The organism is candidate division KSB1 bacterium (assembly GCA_034521575.1).
Lineage (GTDB): Bacteria > Zhuqueibacterota > Zhuqueibacteria > Residuimicrobiales > Krinioviventaceae > JAXHMJ01.
The window spans coordinates 1,639,065-1,665,791 of sequence record JAXHMJ010000005.1; the positions used below are offsets into that span (position 1 = coordinate 1,639,065).

The 26,727-nt window shown below is 45.4% G+C and carries 25 protein-coding genes and 2 pseudogenes; 14 read left to right on the forward strand and 13 right to left on the reverse strand.

Annotated elements, in window-relative coordinates:
* Positions 1-6 precede the first annotated feature (6 nt).
* The 4 genes from U5R06_20390 to trpS are packed head-to-tail and all read right to left on the reverse strand — an operon-like array spanning position 7 to position 4,242.
* Complete coding sequence (locus U5R06_20390; GenBank protein MDZ7725106.1) at positions 7-1,446, reverse strand: FlgD immunoglobulin-like domain containing protein; 1,440 nt, start codon at positions 1,444-1,446, stop codon at positions 7-9.
* A gap of 3 nt (positions 1,447-1,449) precedes the next feature.
* A complete protein-coding gene (locus tag U5R06_20395) occupies positions 1,450-2,610 on the reverse strand; it encodes a hypothetical protein (GenBank protein ID MDZ7725107.1) in 1,161 nt (386 codons plus the stop codon).
* Positions 2,611-2,618: 8 nt separating this feature from the next.
* Positions 2,619-3,287 (reverse strand): HAD-IA family hydrolase, encoded by a 669-nt coding sequence (locus U5R06_20400; protein MDZ7725108.1) that lies wholly within the window; start codon positions 3,285-3,287, stop codon positions 2,619-2,621.
* Positions 3,277-4,242: a tryptophan--tRNA ligase gene (gene trpS / locus U5R06_20405; protein MDZ7725109.1), complete on the reverse strand. Its 966-nt coding sequence runs from the start codon at positions 4,240-4,242 to the stop codon at positions 3,277-3,279. Before trpS ends, U5R06_20400 begins: the two co-directional genes overlap by 11 nt.
* Positions 4,243-4,406: 164 nt before the next feature.
* On the opposite strand from trpS, the gene rocD reads away from it, so the two are divergent.
* On the forward strand, positions 4,407-5,609 hold the full coding sequence (gene rocD / locus U5R06_20410) for an ornithine--oxo-acid transaminase (protein ID MDZ7725110.1): 1,203 nt from the start codon (positions 4,407-4,409) through the stop codon (positions 5,607-5,609).
* 124 nt (positions 5,610-5,733) lie between these two features.
* On the opposite strand, the gene U5R06_20415 is transcribed toward rocD, so the two are convergent.
* Positions 5,734-5,925, reverse strand: a complete 192-nt coding sequence (locus tag U5R06_20415) for a hypothetical protein (protein ID MDZ7725111.1) — start codon at positions 5,923-5,925, stop codon at positions 5,734-5,736.
* 291 nt (positions 5,926-6,216) lie between these two features.
* On the opposite strand from U5R06_20415, the pseudogene U5R06_20420 reads away from it, so the two are divergent.
* The 12 genes and pseudogenes from U5R06_20420 (at position 6,217) to U5R06_20475 (ending at position 17,299) form a co-directional block, all read left to right on the forward strand.
* Positions 6,217-7,178: pseudogene (locus tag U5R06_20420) on the forward strand (glycosyltransferase family 2 protein).
* Between the two features lie 9 nt (positions 7,179-7,187).
* Entirely contained in the window at positions 7,188-8,135 is a 948-nt protein-coding gene (locus U5R06_20425; protein ID MDZ7725112.1) for a glycosyltransferase, read from the forward strand.
* 2 nt (positions 8,136-8,137) lie between these two features.
* A complete protein-coding gene (locus tag U5R06_20430; GenBank protein ID MDZ7725113.1) occupies positions 8,138-9,079 on the forward strand; it encodes a glycosyltransferase family 2 protein in 942 nt (313 codons plus the stop codon).
* Positions 9,080-9,138: 59 nt separating this feature from the next.
* Positions 9,139-10,146 carry a glycosyltransferase gene (locus U5R06_20435; protein ID MDZ7725114.1) on the forward strand — a complete coding sequence of 336 codons (1,008 nt, stop codon included), beginning with the start codon at positions 9,139-9,141 and terminating at the stop codon, positions 10,144-10,146.
* Positions 10,133-11,146: a GDP-mannose 4,6-dehydratase gene (locus U5R06_20440; protein ID MDZ7725115.1), complete on the forward strand. Its 1,014-nt coding sequence runs from the start codon at positions 10,133-10,135 to the stop codon at positions 11,144-11,146. Before U5R06_20435 ends, U5R06_20440 begins: the two co-directional genes overlap by 14 nt.
* A 1-nt stretch (position 11,147) precedes the next feature.
* Positions 11,148-12,011, forward strand: a complete 864-nt coding sequence (locus U5R06_20445; GenBank protein MDZ7725116.1) for a hypothetical protein — start codon at positions 11,148-11,150, stop codon at positions 12,009-12,011.
* On the forward strand, positions 11,951-12,430 hold the full coding sequence (locus tag U5R06_20450) for a glycosyltransferase family 4 protein (protein MDZ7725117.1): 480 nt from the start codon (positions 11,951-11,953) through the stop codon (positions 12,428-12,430). The genes U5R06_20445 and U5R06_20450 overlap by 61 nt, the downstream gene beginning before the upstream one ends.
* Positions 12,405-13,193 carry a ChbG/HpnK family deacetylase gene (locus tag U5R06_20455; GenBank protein ID MDZ7725118.1) on the forward strand — a complete coding sequence of 263 codons (789 nt, stop codon included), beginning with the start codon at positions 12,405-12,407 and terminating at the stop codon, positions 13,191-13,193. The genes U5R06_20450 and U5R06_20455 overlap by 26 nt, the downstream gene beginning before the upstream one ends.
* A gap of 192 nt (positions 13,194-13,385) precedes the next feature.
* Positions 13,386-14,837, forward strand: a complete 1,452-nt coding sequence (gene gcvPB, locus U5R06_20460; GenBank protein ID MDZ7725119.1) for an aminomethyl-transferring glycine dehydrogenase subunit GcvPB — start codon at positions 13,386-13,388, stop codon at positions 14,835-14,837.
* The gene (locus U5R06_20465; GenBank protein MDZ7725120.1) at positions 14,837-15,397 is read left to right on the forward strand and encodes a hypothetical protein; all 561 of its coding nucleotides are present in this window, start codon (positions 14,837-14,839) and stop codon (positions 15,395-15,397) included. The genes gcvPB and U5R06_20465 overlap by 1 nt, the downstream gene beginning before the upstream one ends.
* A complete protein-coding gene (locus U5R06_20470) occupies positions 15,316-16,428 on the forward strand; it encodes a diguanylate cyclase (GenBank protein ID MDZ7725121.1) in 1,113 nt (370 codons plus the stop codon). Before U5R06_20465 ends, U5R06_20470 begins: the two co-directional genes overlap by 82 nt.
* A 19-nt stretch (positions 16,429-16,447) precedes the next feature.
* Positions 16,448-17,299: a HAMP domain-containing sensor histidine kinase gene (locus tag U5R06_20475; protein ID MDZ7725122.1), complete on the forward strand. Its 852-nt coding sequence runs from the start codon at positions 16,448-16,450 to the stop codon at positions 17,297-17,299.
* An 18-nt stretch (positions 17,300-17,317) separates the two neighbouring features.
* Here U5R06_20475 and U5R06_20480 read toward each other — a convergent pair whose 3' ends face one another.
* The 6 genes and pseudogenes from U5R06_20480 to U5R06_20505 form a co-directional block, all read right to left on the reverse strand.
* The gene (locus U5R06_20480; protein MDZ7725123.1) at positions 17,318-17,770 is read right to left on the reverse strand and encodes a hypothetical protein; all 453 of its coding nucleotides are present in this window, start codon (positions 17,768-17,770) and stop codon (positions 17,318-17,320) included.
* A gap of 41 nt (positions 17,771-17,811) precedes the next feature.
* A complete protein-coding gene (locus U5R06_20485) occupies positions 17,812-18,258 on the reverse strand; it encodes a hypothetical protein (protein MDZ7725124.1) in 447 nt (148 codons plus the stop codon).
* A 70-nt stretch (positions 18,259-18,328) separates the two neighbouring features.
* The gene (locus U5R06_20490) at positions 18,329-18,670 is read right to left on the reverse strand and encodes a PqqD family protein (GenBank protein ID MDZ7725125.1); all 342 of its coding nucleotides are present in this window, start codon (positions 18,668-18,670) and stop codon (positions 18,329-18,331) included.
* Positions 18,667-19,953 (reverse strand): annotated as a pseudogene (locus U5R06_20495) (oligopeptide transporter, OPT family). The gene U5R06_20490 and the pseudogene U5R06_20495 overlap by 4 nt, the downstream one beginning before the upstream one ends.
* 185 nt (positions 19,954-20,138) lie before the next feature.
* Entirely contained in the window at positions 20,139-20,603 is a 465-nt protein-coding gene (locus tag U5R06_20500) for an OPT/YSL family transporter (GenBank protein MDZ7725126.1), read from the reverse strand.
* A gap of 416 nt (positions 20,604-21,019) precedes the next feature.
* Positions 21,020-21,154, reverse strand: a complete 135-nt coding sequence (locus U5R06_20505) for a septation protein SpoVG family protein (GenBank protein MDZ7725127.1) — start codon at positions 21,152-21,154, stop codon at positions 21,020-21,022.
* A gap of 187 nt (positions 21,155-21,341) precedes the next feature.
* Here U5R06_20505 and U5R06_20510 point away from each other — a divergent pair, with 187 nt between their 5' ends.
* Complete coding sequence (locus tag U5R06_20510; protein MDZ7725128.1) at positions 21,342-24,005, forward strand: MXAN_6640 family putative metalloprotease; 2,664 nt, start codon at positions 21,342-21,344, stop codon at positions 24,003-24,005.
* A gap of 29 nt (positions 24,006-24,034) precedes the next feature.
* Here the strand turns inward: U5R06_20510 and U5R06_20515 are convergent, their stop codons facing one another.
* Together U5R06_20515 and U5R06_20520 are read right to left on the reverse strand one after the other, a co-directional pair.
* Complete coding sequence (locus U5R06_20515; GenBank protein ID MDZ7725129.1) at positions 24,035-25,405, reverse strand: GWxTD domain-containing protein; 1,371 nt, start codon at positions 25,403-25,405, stop codon at positions 24,035-24,037.
* Between the two features lie 165 nt (positions 25,406-25,570).
* Complete coding sequence (locus U5R06_20520; protein ID MDZ7725130.1) at positions 25,571-26,674, reverse strand: PorV/PorQ family protein; 1,104 nt, start codon at positions 26,672-26,674, stop codon at positions 25,571-25,573.
* Between the last annotated feature and the right edge of the window lie 53 nt (positions 26,675-26,727).

The following is a 26,727-nucleotide window of genomic DNA, read 5'->3' on the forward strand; positions in this document are numbered from 1 at the left end:
TCCGCACTAATTCACAACCATAATTTTGCCCCAATAGGCGCCGTCGCCGCTGATCTCTACACTGTAAAAATAGACGCCATTTGCCACGGTATCACCGTAATCATTGCTACCGTTCCAGACTTCCGAGTAATCACCGCCCCCCGCCCGATATTTGCCGTCACAAACCGTCGTTACCAGATCCATGGCAAAATCATAGACCTTTACAGTAACCTCTGCAGCGTCTGTTGTATTATATTGAATGCGAACGTGTCCCGTTTCACCCAGAACATTATCACGCGTACTCGAAAACGGATTGGGGTAAGCGTATGTTCGCGGCTCACCATCTAAACGGGTGGAACGGAACGCCCGATAAAGAGTCCAGGTATAACCATTGTTTTCGGTAAACGCCAATCCATCCAGTGTACCTACCCATAGACTGTCATTGGACGCATATACAGAATAAAATTCGTTTGTGAACAATCGGGTGCTGCTTTGACGATCACGAATATTTTGAAAGTTATACCAGGTTTCACCGTAATCCGGAGATTTCCATAATCCGCTGGTCCAGGTTGCCACATATACATTGGGTCCGTCAAACGCTATATCATAGGCGCGTTCACCTTGCAGAAGAATATCCCAGGTCCGGCCTCCATCATCGGTCCTGGACACTGCATAGGTCTCGTCCATACCTTCGGCTTTCCAGGTACAGGCCCATATGGCCTCATGATCCGCATCTTTTTGATGAGCAATATTTACAACCCAATTGCCGGATATATGTTCTTGTTGATTCGAAAATGTAAACTTTTCCCAGGTGTGGCCCCCGTCCATCGATTTATTAATCCCGCCCGATGTGCCAACCCACAAAGCGTCCCCGGTACTGAGAACAGAGAATGGCAAATGGTTTAAAACATGCACAGGGTCAAATACCAGCGAATCGGGTGTTTCGACCTGCCAGGTTTCGCCGAAATCAGTTGATTTTAAGAGACCGCCGCCAAAACTGGCTGCCCAAATCACTCCGTTCTGCAGGGTAAAATCCCATACCACGTTTTGTCCCGGGGTCTCGCCCGGCTGTTCAATGTATTTCCAGGTCTCTCCGTTATCAGAAGAAAAACTTAATCCCTTGCCCCAATCGACGGTAGCGTCAATCGCCTTGATGAATGTATCAATTCCCGCCGCCACCAATAATGTATCGCCCTTGACATACAGGGCAGAGATTCCTTCATCAATTAGGTTTTCAGCGTTTTCGTAGGATTCAAATTCGTTTGTGGAAAAGGTAAACCTGGAAAGCCCGTTACCGGTTCCGAGCCATAAATAATCCCCCTCACGAAAGATATCCGTCACGCCATTACCTACCGGTCCGCTGCGTTTTACCGTATTGACAGAATATCGGGAAATAATCCCGGCATTACCGGCTGACAAGGAAATCAACAGCAATCCCGCCAGACACAAAAGTTCGCGTCGCAGCATCGATCAATTCTCCTCTGTGTATAATAAAAGATGCGTCGTGGTGGAATCACTTTCATTGCCGGCAAAGTCCAATGCATAAAAAGTAAACGTATACTCTCCCGGTGGCTGTTGAGCATCAAACGTACCCATAATCGAATAAACGCCATCGTCTGCCGTCTCGTCGCCGCGCGCGCCCTGATCCCAGTCGGCAAAGTCCTCCTGCCAGGGCAAACCGTTATCAAACAAATCAAAATAGGGGCCGCTGCTCGGAAAAGAACCATCAGCTTTGCGCCATTTCATCCAGACCCGCCTGACATCACTCAACCCCTGATCATCCGTGACAGGTACAGTGATCAAAAAAGTTTTCCTGAATCCCTGCTCAGGCCGCAACACGGAATCTACATGCGCAGGTTCACCCAATATGGGCGGGTCGTTATAGATAGAAATGCTCCGGGATACCGGTTCACTAACTGCGCCGGAAACATCCCGGGCGCGGAAAATAAATTCATAGTCCCCGGTTTTTCTGCCGGATGCAAACTCTGCTGTGATTTGCTGTTCAAACTCACCCGGTGAGGTTGAACGGTCAATCCGGTTTTCAAATATTTTGGTGTCATTCAGATGAGCAGTGTAGGAAACACCCTGGAGATCCTGAAGACCATTAGAGTCGGTCACGGACACGGTAATGAAACGGCTGCCTGAAAAACCACTCGGCAATTCTTCCGGGGCCTCGATACGAGTGATCACGGGAGGAGTATTGGGATTGGCCAAGCCGACAAGCGACCATTCAACGGGCTCGCTTTGCTGATCCTTTTCATCACCGGCGGTAAAATGCCACACCAATTCCTGATCATCACCGGATGCGGTATTATAGTGTATTCGCTGCGTAAACACACCGTCAAATGCGGCAACATCGCCGTCATCCGGGTGCAAGGCGCCGCCGTCATCAAACAAATACCAGGTATAGAGTACGGACCCGTTTTTATCGCGCATGCTGAGCGCAACCGAATCGACCTGATTGTCGCTTTCGACCGTAACTTCCACCCGGTACGTTTTACCCGGGCTCAGCACTTTGGGCGCTGTTTGAACCGCAAGTTCAGGAGCCCCATAGGTCGGCGTTTGCGGCAATTCCCGTTTGGAACATCCTGCAGCAAAGATCAAAAGCACAGCAATTACTATTTTTTTCATATAAACTCTCAATGCCCCGAGTTAAAGACCGACTGTTCCAGAAACGCTTTCAGTTCCTCGTGATTTAGTACTTTTACGTCAGCCTCTTTTAATTGTTCCCCCGTCAACGTCGTGCAAACAGCAATGCAGAACATTCCGGCGGCTTTGGCGCTGAGTATTCCCATAGGAGCATTTTCAATAACAATGCATTCTGCTGCCCGCACCCCGAGATTTTCCGCTGCTCTCAGATAGGGGTCCGGAGCCGGCTTGCCTTGAGCCACGGCTCGCCCGTCAATGACAGCCTCAAATTGAGCATAGATTTCAGGCGAAACAACAGAGCGCACATTTTTATCCAGAGTTCCGGTTACAAGCGCTATTTGAACTCCATGTCGCTTTGCGCTGGAAAAAATATGAGGGATTTCAGGATAGATTCCGGCCTGTTGTGTGGAGCGAAACAATTTGTTTTTTTGATCCACAATTTCCTGGATATCTTTATAATCCACCTCAACGCCGGCGTGCTTGAGGATACGAGACGCGATATCAAGCGCCTGCCGGCCTTCGTTTTCCAGAACCATACGGTCATCAAGATGAGCCCCGTATTCTAAAAGCGTTTCCCGCCAGGCGGCAAGGTGAAAGGGCATGGTTTCTGCAATGACACCGTCAAAGTCAAAGAGCAGAGCTTTGTAATTAGTAAACAAGACCCACCGCTTCCCGGGCTTTATGCAGGTATTCCAGTCCCACGGACCGTGTTTTCTTTGCACCCTCACTCATGATATCCTTGACAACATCCGGATCATTCACAAGCGCCTCACGCTTTTCCCGGTAGGGTTCAAAAAACGTCCAAATCGCTTCGAGGAGTTCCTTTTTGACCTCGCCGTATTTAAGACCCGGTTTAAGATAACGCTCACGCAGCTCATTCCGCCCCGGTTTATCTAAAAACAAGGAGTATATCGCAAATAAATTACAGGTATCGGGGTCTTTCGGCTCCTCAACCGCCCGGGCATCCGTTACAATAGACATGACTTTTTTCTTCAATTGTCCTTTGGAAGCAAAAATCTCAATTGTATTGCCGTAAGACTTTGACATCTTTTGACCGTCAACACCGGGAATCATCGCCAGATCATCCTGAATGTCAGGTTCCGGGAGCACAAACACCTCTCCAAAGGCATGGTTAAATTTTTGGGCAATATCTCGCGTCATCTCTACGTGCTGTTTCTGGTCTTTCCCCACAGGGATCAAATCAGCGCCGTACATCAATATATCAGCAGCCATAAGCACGGGATAGGCAAACAAACCATGATTGATCTCGATTCCTTTTGCTTTTTTATCTTTGAATGAATGCGCCCGGTTCAGCAGCCCCATTTCGGTCACATTGGACAGTATCCATGTGAGCTCCGTGACCTCGGGGACATCCGACTGGACGTAAAAATAGGTTTTTTCCGGATCAATGCCCAAAGCTAAAAAATCGACACACGCTTCAAACGTATGCTTTTTTAATTGTTCAGGATCTTTCACCGTGGTAAGCGCATGATAATTAACAATAAAACAGAATAACTCGTGATTTTTCTGGTAGTCTATCATACGTTTCATCATTGCAAAATAATTACCCAGATGCAGAGCTCCGGAAGGTTGTATACCTGATAAAACACGCACAATAATTTCCTTTCCTGTTTGTTTTTTAAAATATAACAATTTTCAGGGTAAATTGGTACGAGAAAATAAAACAAATTCAACTGAACGAATCTTCGGGATTCACTTGCGATTACAAAATCGTTTTTGTAAATTCGGCCGAATCAATTTACACGAAGGAGATGAAAATGGATTCTCAGGAACTCATGCGCATCGAAGATCAGTACGGAGCTCATAATTATCACCCTCTAAATGTTATTATTCAGCGCGGGGAAGGAATATGGCTTTACGATACTGACGGTAAAAAGTATCTGGATTGTCTCAGCGCCTATTCCGCAGTCAATCAGGGACATTGTCATCCGCGTCTGGTTAAAACCATGCAGAAACAATGTCAACAACTCACATTGACATCCAGAGCTTTCCGAAACGAACAGCTTCCCCTCTTTTGCAAAGAGGTCAGTGAATTCACTGGTTTTGAACGAGTACTGCCCATGAACAGCGGCGGAGAAGCCGTGGAAACCGCCATCAAAGCAGCTCGAAAATGGGGATATATGGTCAAGGGTGTTCCGGCCAACCAGGCGGAGATCATTGTCGCGGAAAACAATTTTCACGGCCGCACCACAACCATTATCAGTTTTTCGACCGAAAATCAGTATAAATCCGGTTTCGGTCCCCTCACACCCGGATTTATCACCGTACCCTATGGTGATCTAAAAGCTCTGCAAGACGCCATAACGAAAAATACTGTGGCTGTATTTCTGGAACCCATTCAGGGTGAGGGCGGAATGATCATCCCGCCTGAAGGGTATCTAAAAGGAGTCCAGGGAATATGCCAGGAGAACAACAGCCTGTTCATTTTGGATGAAATTCAAACCGGTCTGGGACGTTGTGGCAAATTATTTGCTTTTGAATACGAATCGGTGAAACCGGACGCCCTTGTGGTTGGCAAGGCCCTGAGCGGCGGCTTTTATCCGGTTTCCGCTTTTCTTGCCAACAGTGAAATCATGGATATTTTCAAGCCGGGCGATCATGGCAGCACATTTGGCGGCAATCCTCTCGGATGCGCTATAGCACGAGAAGCGCTTAATATTCTAAAAGATGAAGACCTGATCAACAAGGCTTTCGAACTGGGAATCTATTTCAGAGGTAAATTGAACAGCATTCACTCGAAAAACATTGCCCAAGTCCGCGGCAAAGGCCTGATGATCGGTGTAGAACTGGACAAAAAGGCAGGCGGCGCCCGACGTTTCTGTGAAGCGCTTCAGGAACAGGGTGTTCTTTGTAAAGAGACGCATGAGCACATTCTGCGCTTTACGCCTCCGCTCATTATCGAACGTAAAGATCTGGACTGGGCCTTTGAAAGGATCAGTCATGTTCTTGAAACCTTGTAACCCGGAACGGTATTTTTATAGTGGCGTTCCACAAAAATAATTTGTACATTATATATTGAACTCGAGTTAACCTATTATGCCGACACCACTAGGTCACACATTGGCGGGTTCTGCTCTGGCGATATCATCCGGGAAGCCGCACAACAAATGGCTTGCTGTTTTTGTTCTCTTTTTCAGTGTTCTTCCTGATTTTGATGTGATACCCGGCTTTTTTACAGGAAATGTAAACCGTTATCACAGACTGTTCTCGCACAGCCTGGTCTTTGTAACCGTTGCCGGCTTGTTTGGCGCATTTGTATTGTGGCGGTTTTTCCATTACAAATTCAGGAAATCTGCATTTTGGCTGATCAGCGCCGGATATGTGCATCTTGTCATGGATCTTTTGACCCTTGACAAGAGCGCCCTTATGGGTGCCCTTTATTCATGCCGTTTTCGGATTTGCACGTCATTTCACCGGTTCAGATTTTTCTGGATCTGCACCGGGCATCTGCCGGACATGAGTTTTTCAGCAGTCTGTTTACCCGGCATAATTTTTGGGTCGTCTTTGTTGAATTCATTATTCTAGTACCAGTTCTGGTCTTGACACTAAAGAAACAATATAGATCAAATGAACACACCGAATGAACAACCCTATCTTTCTGTTACGGTTCCGCTTTACAATGAAGTGGAAAACGTAGAACGGTTGTGGAACCGGATCTATAGTGTTCTATCACAGCATCCCTATTCGTTCGAAGTCATTTTTGTCGATGACGGCAGTACGGACGGTACACGTGAGGCTGTAAAACAACTTGCCGGAACCCGGTCCCATTTGCGAGCCGTGTTGTTCCGGAGCAATTTGGGCAATCTGCTGCGATGGCAGCCGGATTCAAAACCTCGCGCGGTAAAGTGGTGGTGGCAATGGACGGAGACCTTCAAAACGATCCCAAAGATATTCCGTTAATGGTAGATAAACTGCAGGCGGGTTATGATGTGGTGAGCGGCTGGCGTAAAAACCGCAAAGATAAATTGATCGGCAGAAAACTGCCTTCAAACATTGCAAACCGCATCATCTGCTCGGTGACGGATGTGAAATTACATGACACGGGTTGTTCTCTCAAGGCCTTTCGCGGAGATTTACTGAGGCAAGTGGCGTTGTATGGTGAAATGCATCGATTTATACCCGCTCTGATGCGCATGGAAGGCGCCCGTATCACAGAAATGCCGGTACGACATCATCCCCGGCTTTACGGAACGTCGAAATACAATCTTTCCCGTACATTCCGGGTTATCATGGATTTAACCACCCTGCGACTGCTGATGCGCCATTTGTACAACCCGCTGCTGTATTTTTCAAAATTTTCTTTTCTATGCCTGGCGGGAGGCCTTGTTGCGTTGATCTGTTCGGTCTGCCACAGACATTCAACAGAGACTTTAAATGTCCTTATATCCATTACGGTTTTATTGCTTTCATCCGGATTTATGTTTATTTTACTCGGATTGGTCGGAAAAATGATCACCCACAGTGGCACGCGTAAATCCTTTGCCCTGGACACATTGTACGAAATTGATCACCCTAAACAAGAAATATAGGTTTGTATTATGGCCACACCGCCTGATAGTATAACATTATCAGTCATCGTCGCTGTTCATGACATCAGCGACAAACTGGAATGGTTAAATACCCGGCTTTGCAATGTCCTAAAATCTTATAATAAAACTTTTGAACTGATTTATGTGGATGACGGAAGCCAGGATACATCGTGGCAGGTACTCCAGTCACTTTGTCATCAACATCCATTTATCCGTATTATAAAATTGCGCACAGCATTTGGCGAATCCTCCGTATTGGAAGCAGCTCTTGAAATTGCAAAAGGCGAAAACATTCTGTTTTACACAGCGGGTATCGGCGTCAATCCTTCCGATCTGATCCAGGTCATTAACGAACTGGACACAGATGTAGACGTGGTCATCGGAGCCCGGTCGCCGCGGCGTGATTCGTATATCAACCGGTTTGTATCACGGCTGTTTAATTTTTTCACCAACCGACTCACCAGTCTGCGGTTAAAGGATATTAATTCCGGTGTTCTCGCCACCCGTCGTCAAGTTCTGGAACATGTACCCTTTTACGGTGCACTCAACACGTTTATTCCGGTTATGGCGCACAATCAGGGCTATAAAATCACTGAAATCAATGTGGAACAGCTCACCGGCAATTACAAGCGGGCTCTGCATCCGCGGGATTATGTCCGACGTCTATTGGACCTCGTAAGCGTCATATTTTTAAGCCGTTATACCAAGAAACCCCTGCATTTTCTCGGTTTCCTGGGTGTCCTGTTCACCGGGATCGGCGCTGCCATTGATATTTATTTGTTCTTTTACAGATTATTGGGTTTCGGCGGTATCGCAGGACGGCCTATATTGCTGCTGGGAATGGTGTTACTGGTCATTGGTCTGCAAATGATTGCCATAGGTTTGCTGGGCGAAATGATCATTTTTACACACGCAAGAGATATTCAGGAATACAACATTGAAGAGATTATTGATTAATCGTGAAACTAATCATTCAAATACCTTGCTTTAATGAAGCTGAAACCCTGCCTGTAACCCTGCAGGATCTCCCTAAAGATATCCAGGGTATTGATGATATTGAAATCCTTATCATCGATGACGGCAGTACAGACGACACCGTAAACGTAGCCAAAGCACACGGCGTACATCACATTGTCAGTCTGAGCAAAAACAAAGGCCTGGCCAAAGGATTCACCGCCGGTCTGGATGCCTGTCTGCGATTGGGGGCGGATATTATTGTGAATACCGATGCGGACAATCAGTATGTCGGAGCTGATATCAAAAATCTTGTTCAGCCCATCTTACAGGGAAAGGCTGATCTGGTTATCGGAGACCGGGAAATCAGCCAGATATCCGAATTCAGCTGGATGAAAAAACGTCTGCAGCAGCTGGGGAGCTGGGTGGTTCGGCAGGTATCGACCACAACCGTGCCCGATACCACCAGTGGATTCCGGGCGTTGTCCCGGGAAGCGGCGTTGCAGATCAACGTGATTTCCGAGTTTACCTATACGCTCGAAACAATCATTCAAGCGGGCAAGAAAAACCTGTCCATCACCTCGGAACCGGTACGGACCAATCGTAAGTTGCGCGAGTCCCGTCTTTTTAAAAGCAATTGGGGATATATCAAACGGTCTGTTGCAACGATCGGTCGTATTTACACCATGTACGAGCCGCTAAAAATGTTTTCTTTTATCGGCGGCATCTTTTTTCTGGCCGGCTTGCTGCTTGGACTGCGGTTTTTATATTTTTATGTCACGCAGGGCGGAGCAGGCCATATTCAATCCCTGATCCTGACTGCCATTTTACTGCTTCTGGGTGTGCAGATTTTCATAATCGGTCTTTTAGCAGACATTATCGGGTCAAACCGTTCGTTGATTGAAAACATTTTGTACCGTATCAAAAAAATGGAATATAAAAAATAAAACGCTTTAAAATTTTATATATAGCCGGACGTGAAGCGGAATATTCCCGGACAAGGATCGTGTACAAAGGCCTGAAATCACAGGGACTGCATGTGCGCACCTGCTTTCCGCCGGACAAGCGCTTTATCCATTATCCCAAATTACTGTGGCGCGCGTGGCGGCTTGCACGCGGTTGTGATGTGGTACTGGTCGGTTTTTACGGCCAGCTTTTACTTCCGTTCGTCAAACTGATCACACAAAAACCGATCCTGTTTGATATGTACATCGCGACTTTTGACACCATGGTGCACGATCGCAGGGCAGCTCGGGACGGCTCTGCACAAGCAAAGTTCTACAAATGGAGTGACCGTCTGGCCTGCAAACTCTCTGAAAAACTGGTTTTGGAAACCCGGGATCATATTCGCGATTTTTCTCAAAAATTTCGCATCCCGGAAGGTAAATTTAAACGAATATTTCTCGCAGTTGACAATACAGTCATTCACCCGAGACCACCGGGACCGAAAGCAAACCCGTTTTTGGTGCACTTTCATGGTGAATATGCACCCTTTCATGGCGTAAATACCATCCTGCAGGCCGCTGCGTTGCTCAAAAACGAAAATATTCACTTTCAGATCGTAGGAAAAGGCATCACTTATAAACGCGACCGTCAACTGGCGCGCGACCTCCTTCTTGACCATGTAACATTTTATGATCCTGTTCCCTATCACCAGCTTGCAGATTTTATGGCCAGAGCCGATGTATGCCTTGGCATTTTCGGCGATAATGAACGGATGCTGCGGGTAACCACCAATAAAGTCATAGAAGCCATTGCCATGGGCAAACCCCTGATCACCGGGCGTAACCGACCGGTCCAGGAATTGCTGACTCACAATAAAAGCGCGTACCTTATACCCCGCGCCAATCCGCGGGAGCTGGCCAATGCTATTATATACCTGAAAAATCATCCTGACCTTTGCGAAACATTGGGAAAAAACGCGTATCGGACAGCCAAACAAAACTGCACATTGGAGATTATCGGTCAGGACTTTGGAAATTTATTACAGGAAATAAAACATGAACCCGATTGATTATTCCTCGCTCTCGAAAAAGAACATTCTCATCACCGGCGGACTTGGGTTTATCGGGAGCAATCTGGCACACCAGCTTGTTAAATACGGAGCCGGCGTCACGCTTTACGATGCCTGCCTAAACCCTTATGGCTGGAATCCGGCCAATATACATGAAATCAAGGATCGTGTAACAGTGGTAAACGCCGATATCCGCGACACAGCAACCCTGCGAACCCATGTTCAAAACAAAGATATCATCTTTCATCTCGCAGCCCAGGTCGGTCGCGAAGTGTCCATGGAAAACCCTGAACTGGATACCGATATCAACTGTAACGGTACATTGAGACTGTGCAACGCAGTAGCTGATTTGAATCAGAATGTCAAAATTGTCTATGCAGGCAGCCGCGGACAAATCGGTGAGCCGGAATACCTTCCGGTCGATGAGGCCCACCCTACCAAGCCGACGGATGTCTATGGAATCAATAAACTGGCGGCAGAAAAGTATTTGCTGCTCTACGGGCATATTTACAACTTTCCGGTGGTGTCGCTGCGCCTGAACAACGTCTATGGACCGCGCTGTCAGATGGAACATGGATTTTACGGGATATTGAACTGGTTTATCCAGAATGCCATGACCGGGCGCACCATAACCGTTTATGGCGACGGTCAGCAGACACGCGATTACGTTTACGTGGATGATGTGGTGGACGCTTTTATACGCGCCGCTATTTGCAAAGAATTGAACAACGATATATTTTTCATCGGTTCGGGGATAGAAACCGTGTTTCTGGATATGGTTAAAACTGTGATCCAGGCCACAGGCAAAGGAGAGTATGAGCATATCCCGTTTCCCCCGGAACGCGAAAGCATTGATATTCGCAAATTTGTCGTGACATTCGATAAATTTCAAAAGGCAACCGGATGGAAGCCCCGTGTTGGACTAAAAGACGGGGTTCGCAAAACAGTCGATTTTTATCGTGACCGACTCGAACTGTACTTGAAAGAGAAAACCACCTGAAATGCGCATCGGCTTTATTCACAATATTTTTCCGGTTCTCTCACAGACATTCATCACCAAAGAGATGACCGGACTGGCCGAGCGCGGACTGGATATCCAGATCTATTCGCTTTTCAAACCAAATACAAACGATCCGGCCCGAAAGCGCTCAACAAATCTGTTTTCCGTATGCTATGTACTTTCTGACCTGACTTTGATCTCCGCACATATTCGAGCGCTGTTTTTTTCGCCAATCAGATATTTTTCAACATGGTTTTACGCCTGCACCTCCAGGGAAAACCCGTCGTCTTTTATTAAAACGCTTTTCAAGTTTCTGAAAAACAAAGACATGAACAAAACCGAGCGCCAGGATATGCTGCTGCACTTTTTCCTGGCCGTCCCTCTGGCGATCAAAATGCATAAAGACGGCGTTACATTGATCAATTCTCACTTTGCCGACGCCGCTGCCAGCTTTGCTCTGTTGTGCGCCAGACTCTTAAACCTTCCCTATGGCGTGACAGCGCATGCGTATGATATTTTTACTCCCCAATATAACCTGCATGAAAAAATATCAAACGCAGAATTTGTGCTGACCTGTACAAAATTTAACAAAACCTATTTTTCAGAACGCTTTCCCGAATTTGACCCTGATAAATTTCATGTCTTTTATCACGGCATCAACACCGGACGATTCAAGCCCTGCGACCGGCGCGAGAAAAACAATACAATGAATCTGTTATCAGTCGGCCGACTGGTGCATAAAAAAGGATTTGGCATCCTGATCGGCGCCTGTCAGTTGTTGCAGAACCGGGATATCCCTTTTCAATGCCATATTATCGGCGACGGGCCTCTTCACCCGGAGCTCAAGCGCATGATCGAAAACTGAACCTCGCTTCCATCGTGCGGCTATTGGGAAGCGTCGATCACCATAAAATTAAAAAGCACTATCACTGGGCCGATAGTTTTGTACTGCCCTGCATAGTCGAAAAAAACGGCAATCGGGATGGCATTCCCAATGTTCTTGCGGAAGCCATGGCCATGGGCTTACCTGTTGTGTCCACGCCTGTTTCCGGGATTCCCGAACTCATTGTCAATAACAAAACCGGGTTGTTGGCGGAACCCCAAAACATGACGGATCTCGCCAATAAAATAGAGTATCTATATAAAAACAAACACGAACAAAAGCGGCTTGGCGCAAACGCCCGTGATTTCGTGATCAGACATTTTGATTCTGACAAATGTCTGGATCAATTATTCAATTTTTACAAACATGTTGAACATGAAACTCATAATCAACGCAGATGACCTGGGTTTTCATTCTGCGGTCAATGCGGGAATTTGCAAAGCATTTACAGAGGGAGTGCTGAGCAGCGCCACACTGATGGCAAATGGCGCTGCATTTGATGAGGCGGTTCACCAAATCAAACAGATGAACTTGCCAACCGGTATCCATTTCAATCTAACCAGCGGCATACCGGTGTCGCGTCCCCGACAGATCCCCACCCTGGTGCAGGAAACCGGAACATTCTGGAACAAATGGAAATTTGCGGGACGTATGCTACGGAATAAAATCAGCATAACAGATATACAAACAGAGCTTTCCAGCCAGATTCAAAAATGCCTTGATGCGGGAATCCAACTTGACCATTTTGACGGCCATCATCATGTACACCTTCTCCCGCCGATTTCACGGGTGGTATTCAGCCTCATGCGCCCCATTTCCGGGAAATATCGTTCAGTGTCGTCGCCTTTACATATATCCTGGACCCTGAGCCCTGTGTCTGCATTCCAGCAAACAGCGTTCAAGAGTCTGAGCTATAAAAAGTATGCGACCGACTTTGTTACACCGGATCATTTTGTAGGAATGGAACTTTTAAACAATCCGGACAAAGAGAAAACCATTGCAGCGCTGCTGACACATCTGAAACCAGGGATAACAGAACTCATGTGTCATCCCGGTTTCTACTTGTTCCCGACCCTGTTTCAATTTACAACAAAGGACGCGAACACGAACTCGACGTCCTGGCCGGCCCTGAGATCAAAAAAATGCTTTATTCCCATAAAATAACGGTCATTTCCTACGGCGATCTATCGGCTTAGACGCTCTGGTCCCTCGACCCGCGGCTGTCTCATCAGCAGAGTAAATGGATCAAATCATCTAGCAAGTTTTGATCCTCATTCCCGGTTTGCTCCTAAAAATACTTGACTATTCCCCTCTTATATTGTAAGTTAAAATCTGCTATTTTATATAAAGGAGTCTATTGTGGATAAATTAATGCTTGATACAAGTACTAAAGGCAAACGTGGCGTTCACCTTTATGACCGCGACTTTGAGACTCGTGTTGAAAAACTGGTGCCAAAATCATATCTGCGTAAAAAACCGGCAGAGTTGCCCGAACTCGGCGAATCCGAGATCATGCGTTATTTTGTCAATTTATCAGGAAAAAATCACCATGTCGACAAAGGGTTCTATCCGCTCGGTTCCTGCACCATGAAATACAATCCAAAAATTAATGAAGAAACTGCCGGATTACCCGGATTCCAGCACATCCACCCGCAGCAGCCGGATGATACCGTGCAGGGTGCGCTCAAACTTTTATATGAAATCGGTAAAAATCTTTGTGAAATCGGCGGACTTTCAGCCATCACCCTGCAGCCTTCTGCCGGAGCGCATGGAGAATTGACCGGTCTGATGACTATCCGGGCCTATCACGAATCAAAGGGGCATCCACGCAAATATGTCCTTGTTCCGGACTCGGCGCACGGCACCAATCCAGCGAGCGTATCCATTGCCGGTTATAAAAGCAAAACTTTAAAATCAGACGAGAACGGGCTTGTTGACATTGAAGAGTTAAAAAACGCCCTGGATCAAGACACGGCCGCGTTTATGCTCACCAATCCCAACACATTGGGATTGTTTGAAAAAAATGTCAAACAAATCACCTCCCTGGTTCACGAGGCCGGAGGGCTGGTGTACATGGACGGCGCCAATATGAACGCGCTTTTGGGCATTGTACGTCCCGGTGACCTCGGTGTAGACATTGTGCATTTCAATTTACACAAGACGTTTTCAACACCGCACGGCGGCGGCGGACCGGGCTCCGGACCTATAGCTGTGACACGAGAGCTGGATTCGTTTTTACCGTATCCCTGCGTTCGACAATCAAAAGGTGCATACAGCATGGACTGTAAAAGACCGCAAAGTATCGGCAAAGTCAGTTCTTTTTACGGCAATTTCTCCGTGATTGTCAGAGCGTATACATATATCCGTATGCTGGGGAGTCCCGGATTGCGGCGTGTCGCGGAGCAGGCGATCATCAATTCAAATTATCTTCTGAGCAAAGTCAAAGACGATTATGATTTGCCGTATAAGCAAACTCCAATGCACGAATTTGTCATATCCGGAAATCGACAAAAAGAAAAAGGCGTCAAAACACTGGATATCGCCAAACGTCTTTTGGATTTTGGAGTTCATGCCCCAACCGTGTATTTTCCTCTCATTGTAAACGAAGCCATGATGATTGAACCAACCGAGACAGAAAGCCGCGCGACGCTGGACGCGTTTGCACAGGCTTTGAAACAAATCGCAACCGAAGTGGAAACAGAGCCGGACACCGTGAAATCCGCTCCGCACACGACCGTCATCTCTCGATTGGATGAAGCAGGCGCTGCACGCCAGCTAAATGTGAGGTATAACAGGCAGGATGAATAATGTCCGAAAATGCCAGGGCAATGCGCACGAAAAAAGAACGACCCGGGTGGAATGACCGCACCTTTAAAATTGTTATCGTTCAAAATACATCATCCGACGCATTATTGTTTACGGATGAATCAAGTAAAAATTACAGATATGAATATTTACAAGAATCTGCGTCGTTACAGGAACAGCTAATCTCCGCATGTCCGGATCTGGTCTTTTTAAATTTACCACAATCGTTTGTCCTGGCGCAGGAAATATGCTCATTTATCAAGACCTCCCATACCGCGTATCTTCCAGTCGTTCTGATTGCAGAACAGGACAATCAGGAGAACAAGATAAAGGCAATTCAGGCCGGCGCAGATGACATTATTCTAAAGCCTGTAAACCGATATGAATTAAAGTTCCGCGTCCGCAATCTGCTGCACATAAAATCCCTGCACGATCAATTACAGGACAAAATCAATCAACTGGAGCAGGCTCAACGCAAATTGTGGGAACTCGCGAATACAGACGCGGCTCACGCAGCCTGCATAATTACCGGTACTTTGTCAAAACCCTGGAAACCGAAATAAATCGAAGTAAAAGGCATCTTTTACCTGTTTCATTGGTTATGATGGACATTGATCTTTTTAAAACATACAATGATGTATTGGGCCATCCAGCCGGAAATAAAATACTGGGCTCATTAGCAAAACTGATTCAAAACAATGTCAGACGTATCGACACCGTTGCCCGATACGGCGGTGAAGAATTTGTGCTGATACTGCCTGCAACTGCGGCAAAAAATGCCCATGTTGCAGCAGAGAAAATCCGCAGTCTTGTTCAGACACATGACTTTGGTCAACATGTACAGCCGAATCAATGTCTCACCATCAGCTGCGGTGTAGCGACGTTTCCGCAGGACGGAGAAACCCGGGAACAGTTAATCCGGACGGCTGATTCTCGCCTGTACCAGGCAAAAAACTCGGGACGCAATAAAGTCGTATCCGGGAGACACACAATCATGATAAAATGGATTCGACAACAAGTCAAAAGTAAAATATTCAGACGGCTATTCCTGGCAACCCTGGCCGCCGCTATCATCCCGGTTATTTTAACCATGGGGACCTGGATTATCAACGGTATCAGCACCCCGTTGTATTATGCAGCGGTCCGCTTTGTGCTGATTATTTTAATTGCGGTGGGCGTAGCCGGCATCATTGCCACATTCATTTCGCGCAATATCACACAACCCATTTCAGATTTCGAGCACAGCGCAACAAAAATCGCTCAGGGCAACTTTTCTCATACAGTCAAGGTGCACACAGACGACGAAATCGGCAGGCTCGCGCGTCTTTTTAACTATATGACACTTGAATTAAAGAGACTCCACAATATGAATCTCGCCAAGATTATTGTGGAACGTAACAAAACTCAAACCATCATCAAAAACATTGCCGACGGAGTGATTGTTACAGACCCCCATTTGAACATTTTAATTTTGAATCATTCGGCGGAAAAATGGTTTCAAATCAAAGAGTCCGATGTTTCAGAACAGCCAATTTCCAACGTCATCAAAGAACCCAAACTGATTGAATTGTTGAGCCGCGCTACGGACCCCTGAGCAAACTGTCGAATCCAGCGTGGAAATTACTGTAAAACCGGAAAAAGAATGGAAAACAAGAGTCCTGCAAGCCAACGCAGCCCGGGTGCTGCAGAAAGATGGCAGAGCCGTCGTCGGAGTGGTCACTATTCTGAGAGATGTAACCCAGCAGATAGAAATCAATAAAATGAAAACTGAACTGGTCTCCATGGTCGCGCGCATGAAGCTGCGGTCTCCATTGACCAGTATTTCCGGCTTTAGCGAATTGCTGCTGGACAACGACTCAAGTCCGGAACAAAATACAGAATATGCAAAAATTATTCTCGAGGAAACGAACCGGCTTACGGATTTGGTCAATAAATTCCTGGATATATCAAGAATCGAATCGGGTCGAATTCAGCCAAACAAAATCAGTATAGACCTGTCAGATATTATCCGAATTGTCACCGGCAATCATTCGCAAAAATCATCTCGAAAAAATATCGAAATTTGCATCCATGAAAATGAAACGGTTCCTGAAGTTTATGCTGACTATGGCATGATGGAACAGGTCTTTATCAACCTCATTACCAATGCACTAAAATACAGTCCAGCTGACAGTCGTATTGATATTCATCTGTATGAGACTGGTCAATATGTCCGGGTTGATATTAAAGATCAGGGATATGGAATACCCGAAGAAGCGCTTGCAAAAATATTTGATAAATTTTATCGGGTAAGCACGGAAGAGTCGGAGAACCATGAAACCGGATCCGGTTTGGGACTCAGTCTGGTCAAACATATTGTTGAAATGCATAAAGGCGTTATAGATGTAAGCAGTAGGCTGGGAGAGGGATCGGTTTTTTCTGTATCCTTGCCCCAAATTACAAAAGAACACCTTGAAAGGGTTTGATGCTTTGCTCGATGCCGATTATTCTATAAGCAGTTTGCCCGCTTTTAAAATATAACGACCATCAATAACCACATCAGGCTTGTATACAACAGCATCCAGATGCACGGGGACATCATTTTTGCCGCCAAAAGACACATTATTGCCAATAGCTATATGAATGGTTCCTTTGGTCTTTTCTTCTTCCAGAATGCATCCGCTATTTAGGGTCATCTCATTTGTGCCGATACCAAATTCAGCAACAATCCTGCTGTTCGGGCCGAATTTTGAAAGCCGGGGGCGAAGCCGTCGCGCCGCATCATCGCCTTTAATTCTGACAGCTCTTCCCTCTTTGATGATTAATCTAAGCTGTTCCTTAGCGTAAACACCCATACCACAATCCACATATAAATCCCCGTTGCAACTACCCGGATTCGGTGCAACACTTGCTTCACCGGCAGGCAGGTTGCTAAAGCTTCCGGGTTCTTTTACCAATCCGGTGTCGGCATATCCTTTACTTTTCGATATACTAAAGCTTAATGCGGTGCCATTGGGTGACTGACATGTACATCATGAGCCATGCTCAATATATCCGAGACTTTTTGACTCAAACGGGCAATTTTCTCAAAGTTCATAGAAGCAAGCCGGCAGAACATTTCCCGAGTCATATTCGGCATGCTTAAGATTCTTGCTCCGTTTTTGCAAGCCTGGCGCCGTTCAGGTGTATGGGACAGAGTTTCCCCGGTTAAAAGTACAGCGCAATCCATAGCTCTAAGCATATCGCCAACTCCCCTGACAAGATGGCTGCGTCGCACCGGAAGCTGAATCAGAGCGGCATGTTTGGTTCGCCTGGAGCAAATCTCATATAATATGTTTGCTGTATCCATACATGGATCATCGGCAAGCACCAATATACTTTCCTTGCTCTTTAGCGCCATACATTTATTGATCACAGTATAGGCGGCCTTTTCGCATTGTTTCATGATCAATCCTGCTTTTGAAATAAACAGAGGAGAACCTGCTTGGGTCCTCCTCTATATTTGGGGCTGAAAATCAATTTAGCGTGATGAACTTTCGTTGGGCGAGCATATTAATAAACATACCAAGGCGTTCATACACGGGTTCAACCTTATCTCCGTAATGTTCCTCAAGTTGAACCGCAATATCAAAAACCGTCCGATTGCCGTCAATTTGCTTCCAGACAAAAGTACCATAATCATCCAGATGTATTTTATAATGCGACCGTTTCATGCGCGGCAGTAAATGCTTTTTTAAAAATTTACTCTTGAGCTTTGGTTCCAGCAGTACAACTTTATCATCCGCATACTCAAACTCGGTATTGTATGCCGGAACCATCGTCATTACATTTTTTTCTTGTTCACTTTTGTCTTTCATGATTGCTTGGACTTTTTCAAAGCGTTTAACGGAAAATTGATCAGGACATAGGCTAAAATTGCAAAAACGACCAAACCGAGCCACCAGAATCCTTTAAAATCTGCAGGCAAACCAAATATGTCTTTGAGATGGATATTGCCAACCACCAGTGCCGCAAGCACAATTCCCATCAAGGCTTCTCCGGCGACCAGTCCTGAAGCAATGAGCAATCCGTTATTGTCAACTTTTGTTTTGTCTTCTTCTGATTCAATATCTTTCTCTGCTATTTTATCAACAGCATATTTGATCAGGCCACCGATAAAAATGGCAAATGTGGTTTTAAACGGCAGATACATTCCAACGGCAATGAGCATGGGCGAAGGAGATTTAATCAGGATCAAACCAATGGCGAACAACATGCCCGCAATAACCAGAGGCCATGCCATTTCGCCGCCTACAATTCCTTTGCTCATCATAGCCATCAAACCAGCCTGAGGAGCCGGGAGCGCTTCGCTTCCGATTCCATTTGCCTGATGTAACAGCATAATCGGGACGACCAGAACAAATGCAGCAGCAACCACACCGATCAATTCACCGGCCTGCATTCTCCAGGGAGTCCCGCCGAGTATATGGCCCACTTTTAAATCCTGCATCATATCTCCGGCTACGCCGGCAACACAGCAGACAACTGAAGCCACACCCAGTACAGCCGCCACTCCAGGATTCCCGCGCATGCCCACGAGAATCATCAGAACAGCAGCGATTAAAAGTGTTGACAATGTCAAACCTGAGATCGGATTGGATGAACTGCCGATAATACCGACCAGATATCCGGCAACAGCCGCAAAAATGAATCCGGCAATGCCCATAACAACAGCGGCAAGAATAGCAGAGCCCCAATTTTGACTGAAAGACTGGTATAAAATAATCATACAAATAATCAGGACGCCGATAGCCATCAAGGTGAGACCAAAGGGAAAATCCTTGTCCAATCGGGATTTTGTTCCATCCTCTTTTCCGGCTTTTTTAATATCAGCCAGTCCGTGTCTGATTCCTGTAATTAGGTTGTTGCGCATGGAAAACAAGGTATAAAAAGCGCCAACCAACATACCACCGACTGCAATGGGTTTTATAGTCGAGCTGTAAGCAGCTTTGGCAATGGTTAGCCAACCAAATTCCAGAGCAAAGGGTTCAACCTGGCCTCCCATCAGAAAAATGGCGAGCGGCATCAGGAACAACCATCCGAACACACCACCGGAAAAAGTAATGGCAGCAAGACGAAATCCAATAATATATCCAACTCCCCAAAAATGCGGGTGAGGATGAAGGGCTCTGCATGATCATGCCGCCCTCATAATTCAGTTTCGCCTTTACCCCGGCAGCGGTTTCATAGATATTGCTGCTTCCGTCCAGCAATCGGATGACTGAAGTTTTAAACGTGGCAAATCCCGCCACACTGTCTTTAATGATCCGTAAACCGTTTTCATTTTTAAACAATTCGATCAAGGCAGCCAGACCCAATGGAACCGAATACAAATTTGGCCCCGGATTGACCGCCCTGCCCGGCTTTGACAATTTCTGCGCAGGCTTTGCTTTCCGGAAAGGGCAAGGTATCGTCTTCAATCAGGGTGCGTCTTAAAATAATGATAAACAAAACACCCAAAATACCACCCACAAGCATCAGAAACGTACTGGTCCAGTAATCAAAATTATCCCATACTCCTGAAATAACAAAGGCCGGTATGGTAAAAATGGCTCCGGCCGCCAGAGCTTCGCCGACCGCGCCGGTGGTTCGAGCCAAATTCTCTTCAAGAATAGTACCCTTGAAAGGTCTCAAAGCAGCCATTGCGATCACAGCCGCTGGAAATGTTGCCGCCACTGTCATTCCGGCTTTTAATCCCAAATAGGTATTTGCGGCGCCCAGAATAATGGCGAGTATCGCACCTGTGAACAAGGCCTTGAAGGAGACTCACGCATTGTACTGGTAGCGGGAACATACGGTTTCACGCCGCCTGTTCTTTTGTCTTCAGCCGTATGTAACTCCTCGTTGCAGTGATAGTTTATTATGATTAACGCATTATAGGGAAATTGGGTTAAAATATCAAGCTAAAAGAATAAATTCCCAACAACAGGGCGGCATTTTTAACCAACCGCGATCATCGCATCGTAACAACTGTATGTCAGGCTTGGCCTATCTATACAGAAACCTCGGAACATTTGAACAGGTTCTCATTTTCGTTGATGGAATCCTTTTCAAGCAACCTGTAATATTCCCGGAATACCCGTTTTTCAAGCTCAGCCCTGAATTCTCTTGAAATCGGATGCGCAATATACTTTTGTGCTGCCGTCTTCTCATTCGCCTTGACGGCATCAGAGCAGCAACCCTCTCTTGCTTTTGATAATTTTCATTCCCTTTACGGAAAAAGCGTCCTCAAAGGTTACGTTTACAAACGCTTTCAACTTGTGTTCGTCGCGTAATTTGACACAGATTTCAGTAATTTTCATACATCCCCTTTCCCCAAATAGTTAAAAAGCTCAATGACTGCGGAAGCATGGAACCATTTTGCGGCCTCCCATCTGTAAACTTAATATATTTTTTTTATAAAATCAAATATTTTTTAAGCTTGTATTTTTAAGCCGCGAGGATTAAATTAAAGGGATTAAATCCCTGGTTTCAGGTGTCTCTACTATTATGAAAATGGCAAAAAAAACATACTCGTTTTTATTCATCTTTTTCGTTGTGTTCTTTATGATTAGATCTGTATCCTCCAATCAACGGAAAGAACAGCGCAATCCTATCAACTCTGCCGAATTTTCAAGCAGTACAAAACAACATCAACGGCTTGAAAAAAGAAAGCATACAAAGTGCGGCACGTTTTTTGTCCATGAATTGCTCAATTCTCCTTCTCTATCGAAAAACAACTTTGAAAACATTGTATCCCATGTCATGTCCCGTCCGACTATGCAGTCATTTTACGATACCCCTGAAGGACATTTCAGGATTCATTACAATACTGAAACTCGTCCTATCGTTTATCAACATGATGTTGATGTATCACCAAAAGATTCGCATCCAGACTTTGTCAATCGGACAGGCGCTTATTTTGAGAAAAGTTATGCCTTTATCATTGATTCACTTGGCTATCTAACTCCGCCATCAGACGGTGGGCGTGGGGGAAACGACCGCTATGACGTCTATTTGTCTCTCGCGGATACGCTGGGATTAACGTCACCGGATTCACGCTCTGACCAATATGATGGTTATGATTCTTACACCAGCCATATTCAGCTGAATGCTGCCTTTGATGAGAATCAAACTCCCGATAAACTGGCCAAGGTTACAGCAGCACATGAATTTTTTCACGCGGTCCAGTTTGCCTACGGTCTGGATTATTTTGCAGATATAAACAGTGTCTGGTTCACGGAAGCTTCTGCGGTCTGGATTGAAGACCTGATTTACGATGATGTAAACGATTACTATGGTTACCTGCCGACATTTTTTAACTCTCCCTGGAAATCTCTGCAGACCTGGGACAATAACGCTCACGCTTATGCAGCCTGTATCTGGCCGCATTTTCTTCATCAGAAATATGATATTGATATTATAAAGGAAATATGGGAAAACGCAAACTATTACAATAGCATTTATAATGTCACAAGAGATCTCCTTGCGAACAGGCAAGTCACATTGGATGATGCCTTTCAGGAATTTACTCGCTGGAACTATTTCACAGGCTATCGATATTCAACGAATCTGCCCCACTATGATGAAGCCCGTTACTATCCTCAGGTCTCTATTCAGGCCCTGCATACAGAATTGCCGGTCATAAATCAGGCTCCTCCCGTCAATGAACGCCCGGATCATCTTGCAGCCAATTATATCAGAGCCTACAACAACTCGACTGAATCCAAACGGGCTTTATTCAATTTAAATTCCAGATATGACTGGGAACTACAGGGGCTTTGCAGTATAAACGGAATTTACACGCTATTGCAACCCGTCTATGTATCAAATTCGGAAGCCTTTATTGATATTCCAGCTGAATGCGATCAATTCATCCTCATCCCGTCCGTCACATCGAAAACCGGCGAGGCGATCGATTATACCTACGAAATCCTGAAGCATAACACAGCCACCGGAAATCTTTCTCTCAACTCTATAGATGTGATCGATGCAAACAATTCCCGTGTTGAACCCGGAGAAACCGCAACACTGTCGTTTTCTCTGCAAAACAGCGGACCAGTCATTAATGATTTGACTCTTGTGCTAAAAAGTGCGCAATCCGACATTGCTATTACACCTCAAGACATCACGACGGCTATAGAAAGCTTGTCCGCAACGCAACTCGACTTTGAAATTAAAGCGCCTGAATACTTTATGCCGCAGAAAACGGATTTCACACTGACAGCCCGTACACCTACTGATTCTGTTTCCTTTGATTTCACGCTTGCAGTTGGATTTGCTCCGATTTTGTTTGCCGACAAGGGTTTGTCAAACCCGGAACGCGACGTTTATTTCTCAATCCTCGACAGTCTTGGTCTTTTTTATGATCACATTTCGTTACCGAATGATGAACCCAAACTGGACATTCGCACTCATTTGCTATGCATAGTAGAAAAGGACACCCTTTCTGCTGAATTTCAAGAAAAGGTTCTAAATCAATTGTCATCGTTAGATATTTGTCTGATTACAAACCAGATATCTGATAGCATGATGAACAGATCCTTTTTTCAAGAGGCATTCGACATTCATTGGGGAGCGGCAATGAACGCCAAAGGAATTACCGGGATTTCAGGAAATCATATTTCAGAATCTGGTAACGGGATGTTTGTGTCAGTTCTTAACAATGCGGATGTTCTGGTTCCCTCCAGCCGGAGCAAATCTGTGTTTTACTATGACCTTTCAGATAAAAGCGCTGCTGTAACACTGGATGCAAATTCAAAAAGAGTGATGTTTGGATTTCCGGTACATGAACTCGATGAAAAACCAATGTATATATCCCCCTACATATTAATTTCGCGTGTTTTCGAGTGGTTTGAAACAGATTCACGCGTCAGTAAAGTGAATAGGCCGGACCAAAGGGTACTGCAGCCCTGTTATCCGAATCCGTTCAACAGCAGTACACAAATAAAGGTTGATACCGAGAACGCTTTATCAAACTGCTCGATAAATGTTTACAATATAAGGGGAGAACATGTCAAAACGATATTTCAGGGAAATTTGGCTCCAGGTGTGCATTCTATAACCTGGGAAGGAATAAATTCCAGCAATCAATGGGTGGGGAATGGTAACTATTTTATCCGCTTGAGTTCAGACAATGTTAAAGAAACCCGCAAGATCATTGTTCTAAAATAAAAAAAGGCCATTCATAATGGCCCTTTTGGCTAATAACTTCCCTTTTCAATAATGCTCATATAATTGGGATTATAGATCTCGCCGTCCAGCTCGGAATGCAGTAGTTCATAGTCATTATTACCCTGCAAATCTGAAAAAATAAAAACAACCCCGTTCTGCAGCTCATGGTAGGCCCAACGTTCATAAGGGGCGCGGTTGGCTTCGTTCGGGGTCCGGTCAATTTCATTGGGCATACCGTAAACCGCAAGTACACGGCCCCGGTCCGTTTTCCATCCCGGTTTTTTGAACGCTCTAAAATGTTCATTGGCGTAACGTATCCGTTCTAAATATTGATCACGAAACTCGTTTTCAGGTGTATCGGCAACCGGGTCATTGGCTTTCCAAAAATTGAACAAAAAGGTGCGTTTCAAGTCAATATCATCAATCTGTTTCCAGGTGACCCGGGATTCTTTATTCAGCAAATATAAAATGTAATCAAATTCTTTTTCGATGAGTACAGAGTCCATCGTGGCAAACCGGCTCATTTGCATGGATTGATCAACGATAGGTTGCTGCCCCTCATTAATTTGATAAACATAAAATTCTTTAGTTTGCCGGCCGATCAGACTGTCATCAGTACCCACCTCCAGAACAAGCTGATAAATCCCGGAAGTCAATTTCCCGACATTTATAAATCCGTATTCGACCTGGGGATTCACCGCTTTTTCACGCTTTTTTATAACCGGCTTTATTTTATTCAAAGCTTTACCATTCTTGTCCAGGACTTTATGACGTATTTCATAGTCGTTTTGAACAGCGTCCGGTAAATTATAAAGCTCGGAATAAAAGAACAACATAGGAACGGATTCGTTATAGATCAGAGAAGGATGCGGCGTGACAGACAAGGTATTTTTATAGAACGGGGAATGTTCCTCAGAACGCTTGATCAAAGATGACAATTCGAGATCGCTGATGCTAAAGCCGGGGATTGTTTCTTCAATGTTAACGCCGAACTGCAGCGAATCGACGTGTTCATGATGGTGTAAATCCTGCAGGATAAATTTACCCGTATAATCTCCCGGATCCAGTTGAAACCTCAATTGATCGACCAGCAGCTCGCTGTTTAAAATGGCATTCGTGTCTGCAATGATGGATTGATTTTTCCATGCGAATTTCTGGATCAAAGAATCATCTTGATAAAACTGCAGAGTTCCCAGAAAAAGCCCCTGGAAAGAATCTTCGGTACTGACATAACTCAGATCCTGTTTGGGAAAACTATAATAAAATTCGAGGACCGGTTGATCTCCGCTTTGAAACACCGCCCAGTCTAAATTGGCTCTCAGTGTTTTATGAGCTTGAACGGGTAAAACAAAGCTGGCCATAACAAATATTACAGCTAAAAATGAAATACAACGAACCATTATATCACCTTTACTTGGTCAGGTTATTAACATATCCTGTCTTTGAGTAATTTTACTCTGAATTTTATGTGTTGTTCCATTCATCAGAGCCGGCAGGGAGAAAAGATTAAAAAAAAGGGCTGATTCATACGAATCAGCCCTTTATACATCAGATAAAAGTATTGTTTAGAATCCGAATGTAAAACCGAACCACTGAGTGTCATCAAAGAACTCTGTGGTCTGGTAGGCATAATCGAATTTGACATTAAAGTCACGTCCGGCGCTGAGATTAAAGCCGGCGCCGAAAGCAGGACCGTACAGATAGTTGTCACCCTGCATTACAAATTCATCATCCTCGCCTTCAAGGCCGAGTTTATAAGCGACCGAGTAGGATCCTCGCAGGAAGAACATGTTGTTAAATGAATATTCAACACCTGCAATGTATTGATCGAGGAAGGAAGAATTGTTGGCATATGTTCCGGACAGAGAAAGCATATTCTCATCATTAATCGCCAGTTCATAGCCAATACCAATCTTTAACTGGGTCGGCAATTCAAATTCCATCGATGTTGATTTAAAAACAGAGCTGGCCGGTGTATCATTATAGTACTCGCCTTTGCGGCCCGGATTGATAACCGATCCTTCCAGATCAGAAACCCGGTATTCAAGGTCGGAGCCGTCAAATTTCATACTGGTTCCGAAATTTGACAGGACAATACCCAGACGCAGTCCGTTTTCATTTCTGTACTGCAAGCCGATATCCAAACCAAACCCGTTGGCTTTAACGGACATGATCTTTTCAGAGATCATTTTACCATTAATACCAAACTGGATTCTATCCGTGAATTTACGGCTGTAGTGCATACCCAATGTCAGATAGTTCGGAGAGTAGGTGAGACCATTACCTTCCGGATTATCAACGGTTGTTTGTTCAATATCTCCAAAAGAGATTGTTTTTATGGACATTCCGAAATTACCAACCTGTCCCATATTGGCAATAGCGCCGAAATAGGTGACATTCAGGTCGGCGATATAATTCTGATAAGACAATATGGCTTCGGCGCGGCCCTCAACCAGAGCGCCACCGGCCGGATTCCAATAGACAGCATCGATTCCGCTCACAGTGGCGATATTGGAACCGCTCAAAGCAGTTGAGCGAGCGCCCACGGGAATCAGCAATTCCGATGCTCCTGTGGTGCCGGTTTGCTTGGGATTGCCGGCAAACGCCGTCATACCCGCCAGGAGCAGAACGCAGGCAACAACGAAAAGAGTAAACGTTTTGTATCTCATATTACATTCCTTTCACTTTTTTGTAAATCTCCGTCTTTGTGGACGATGATCAT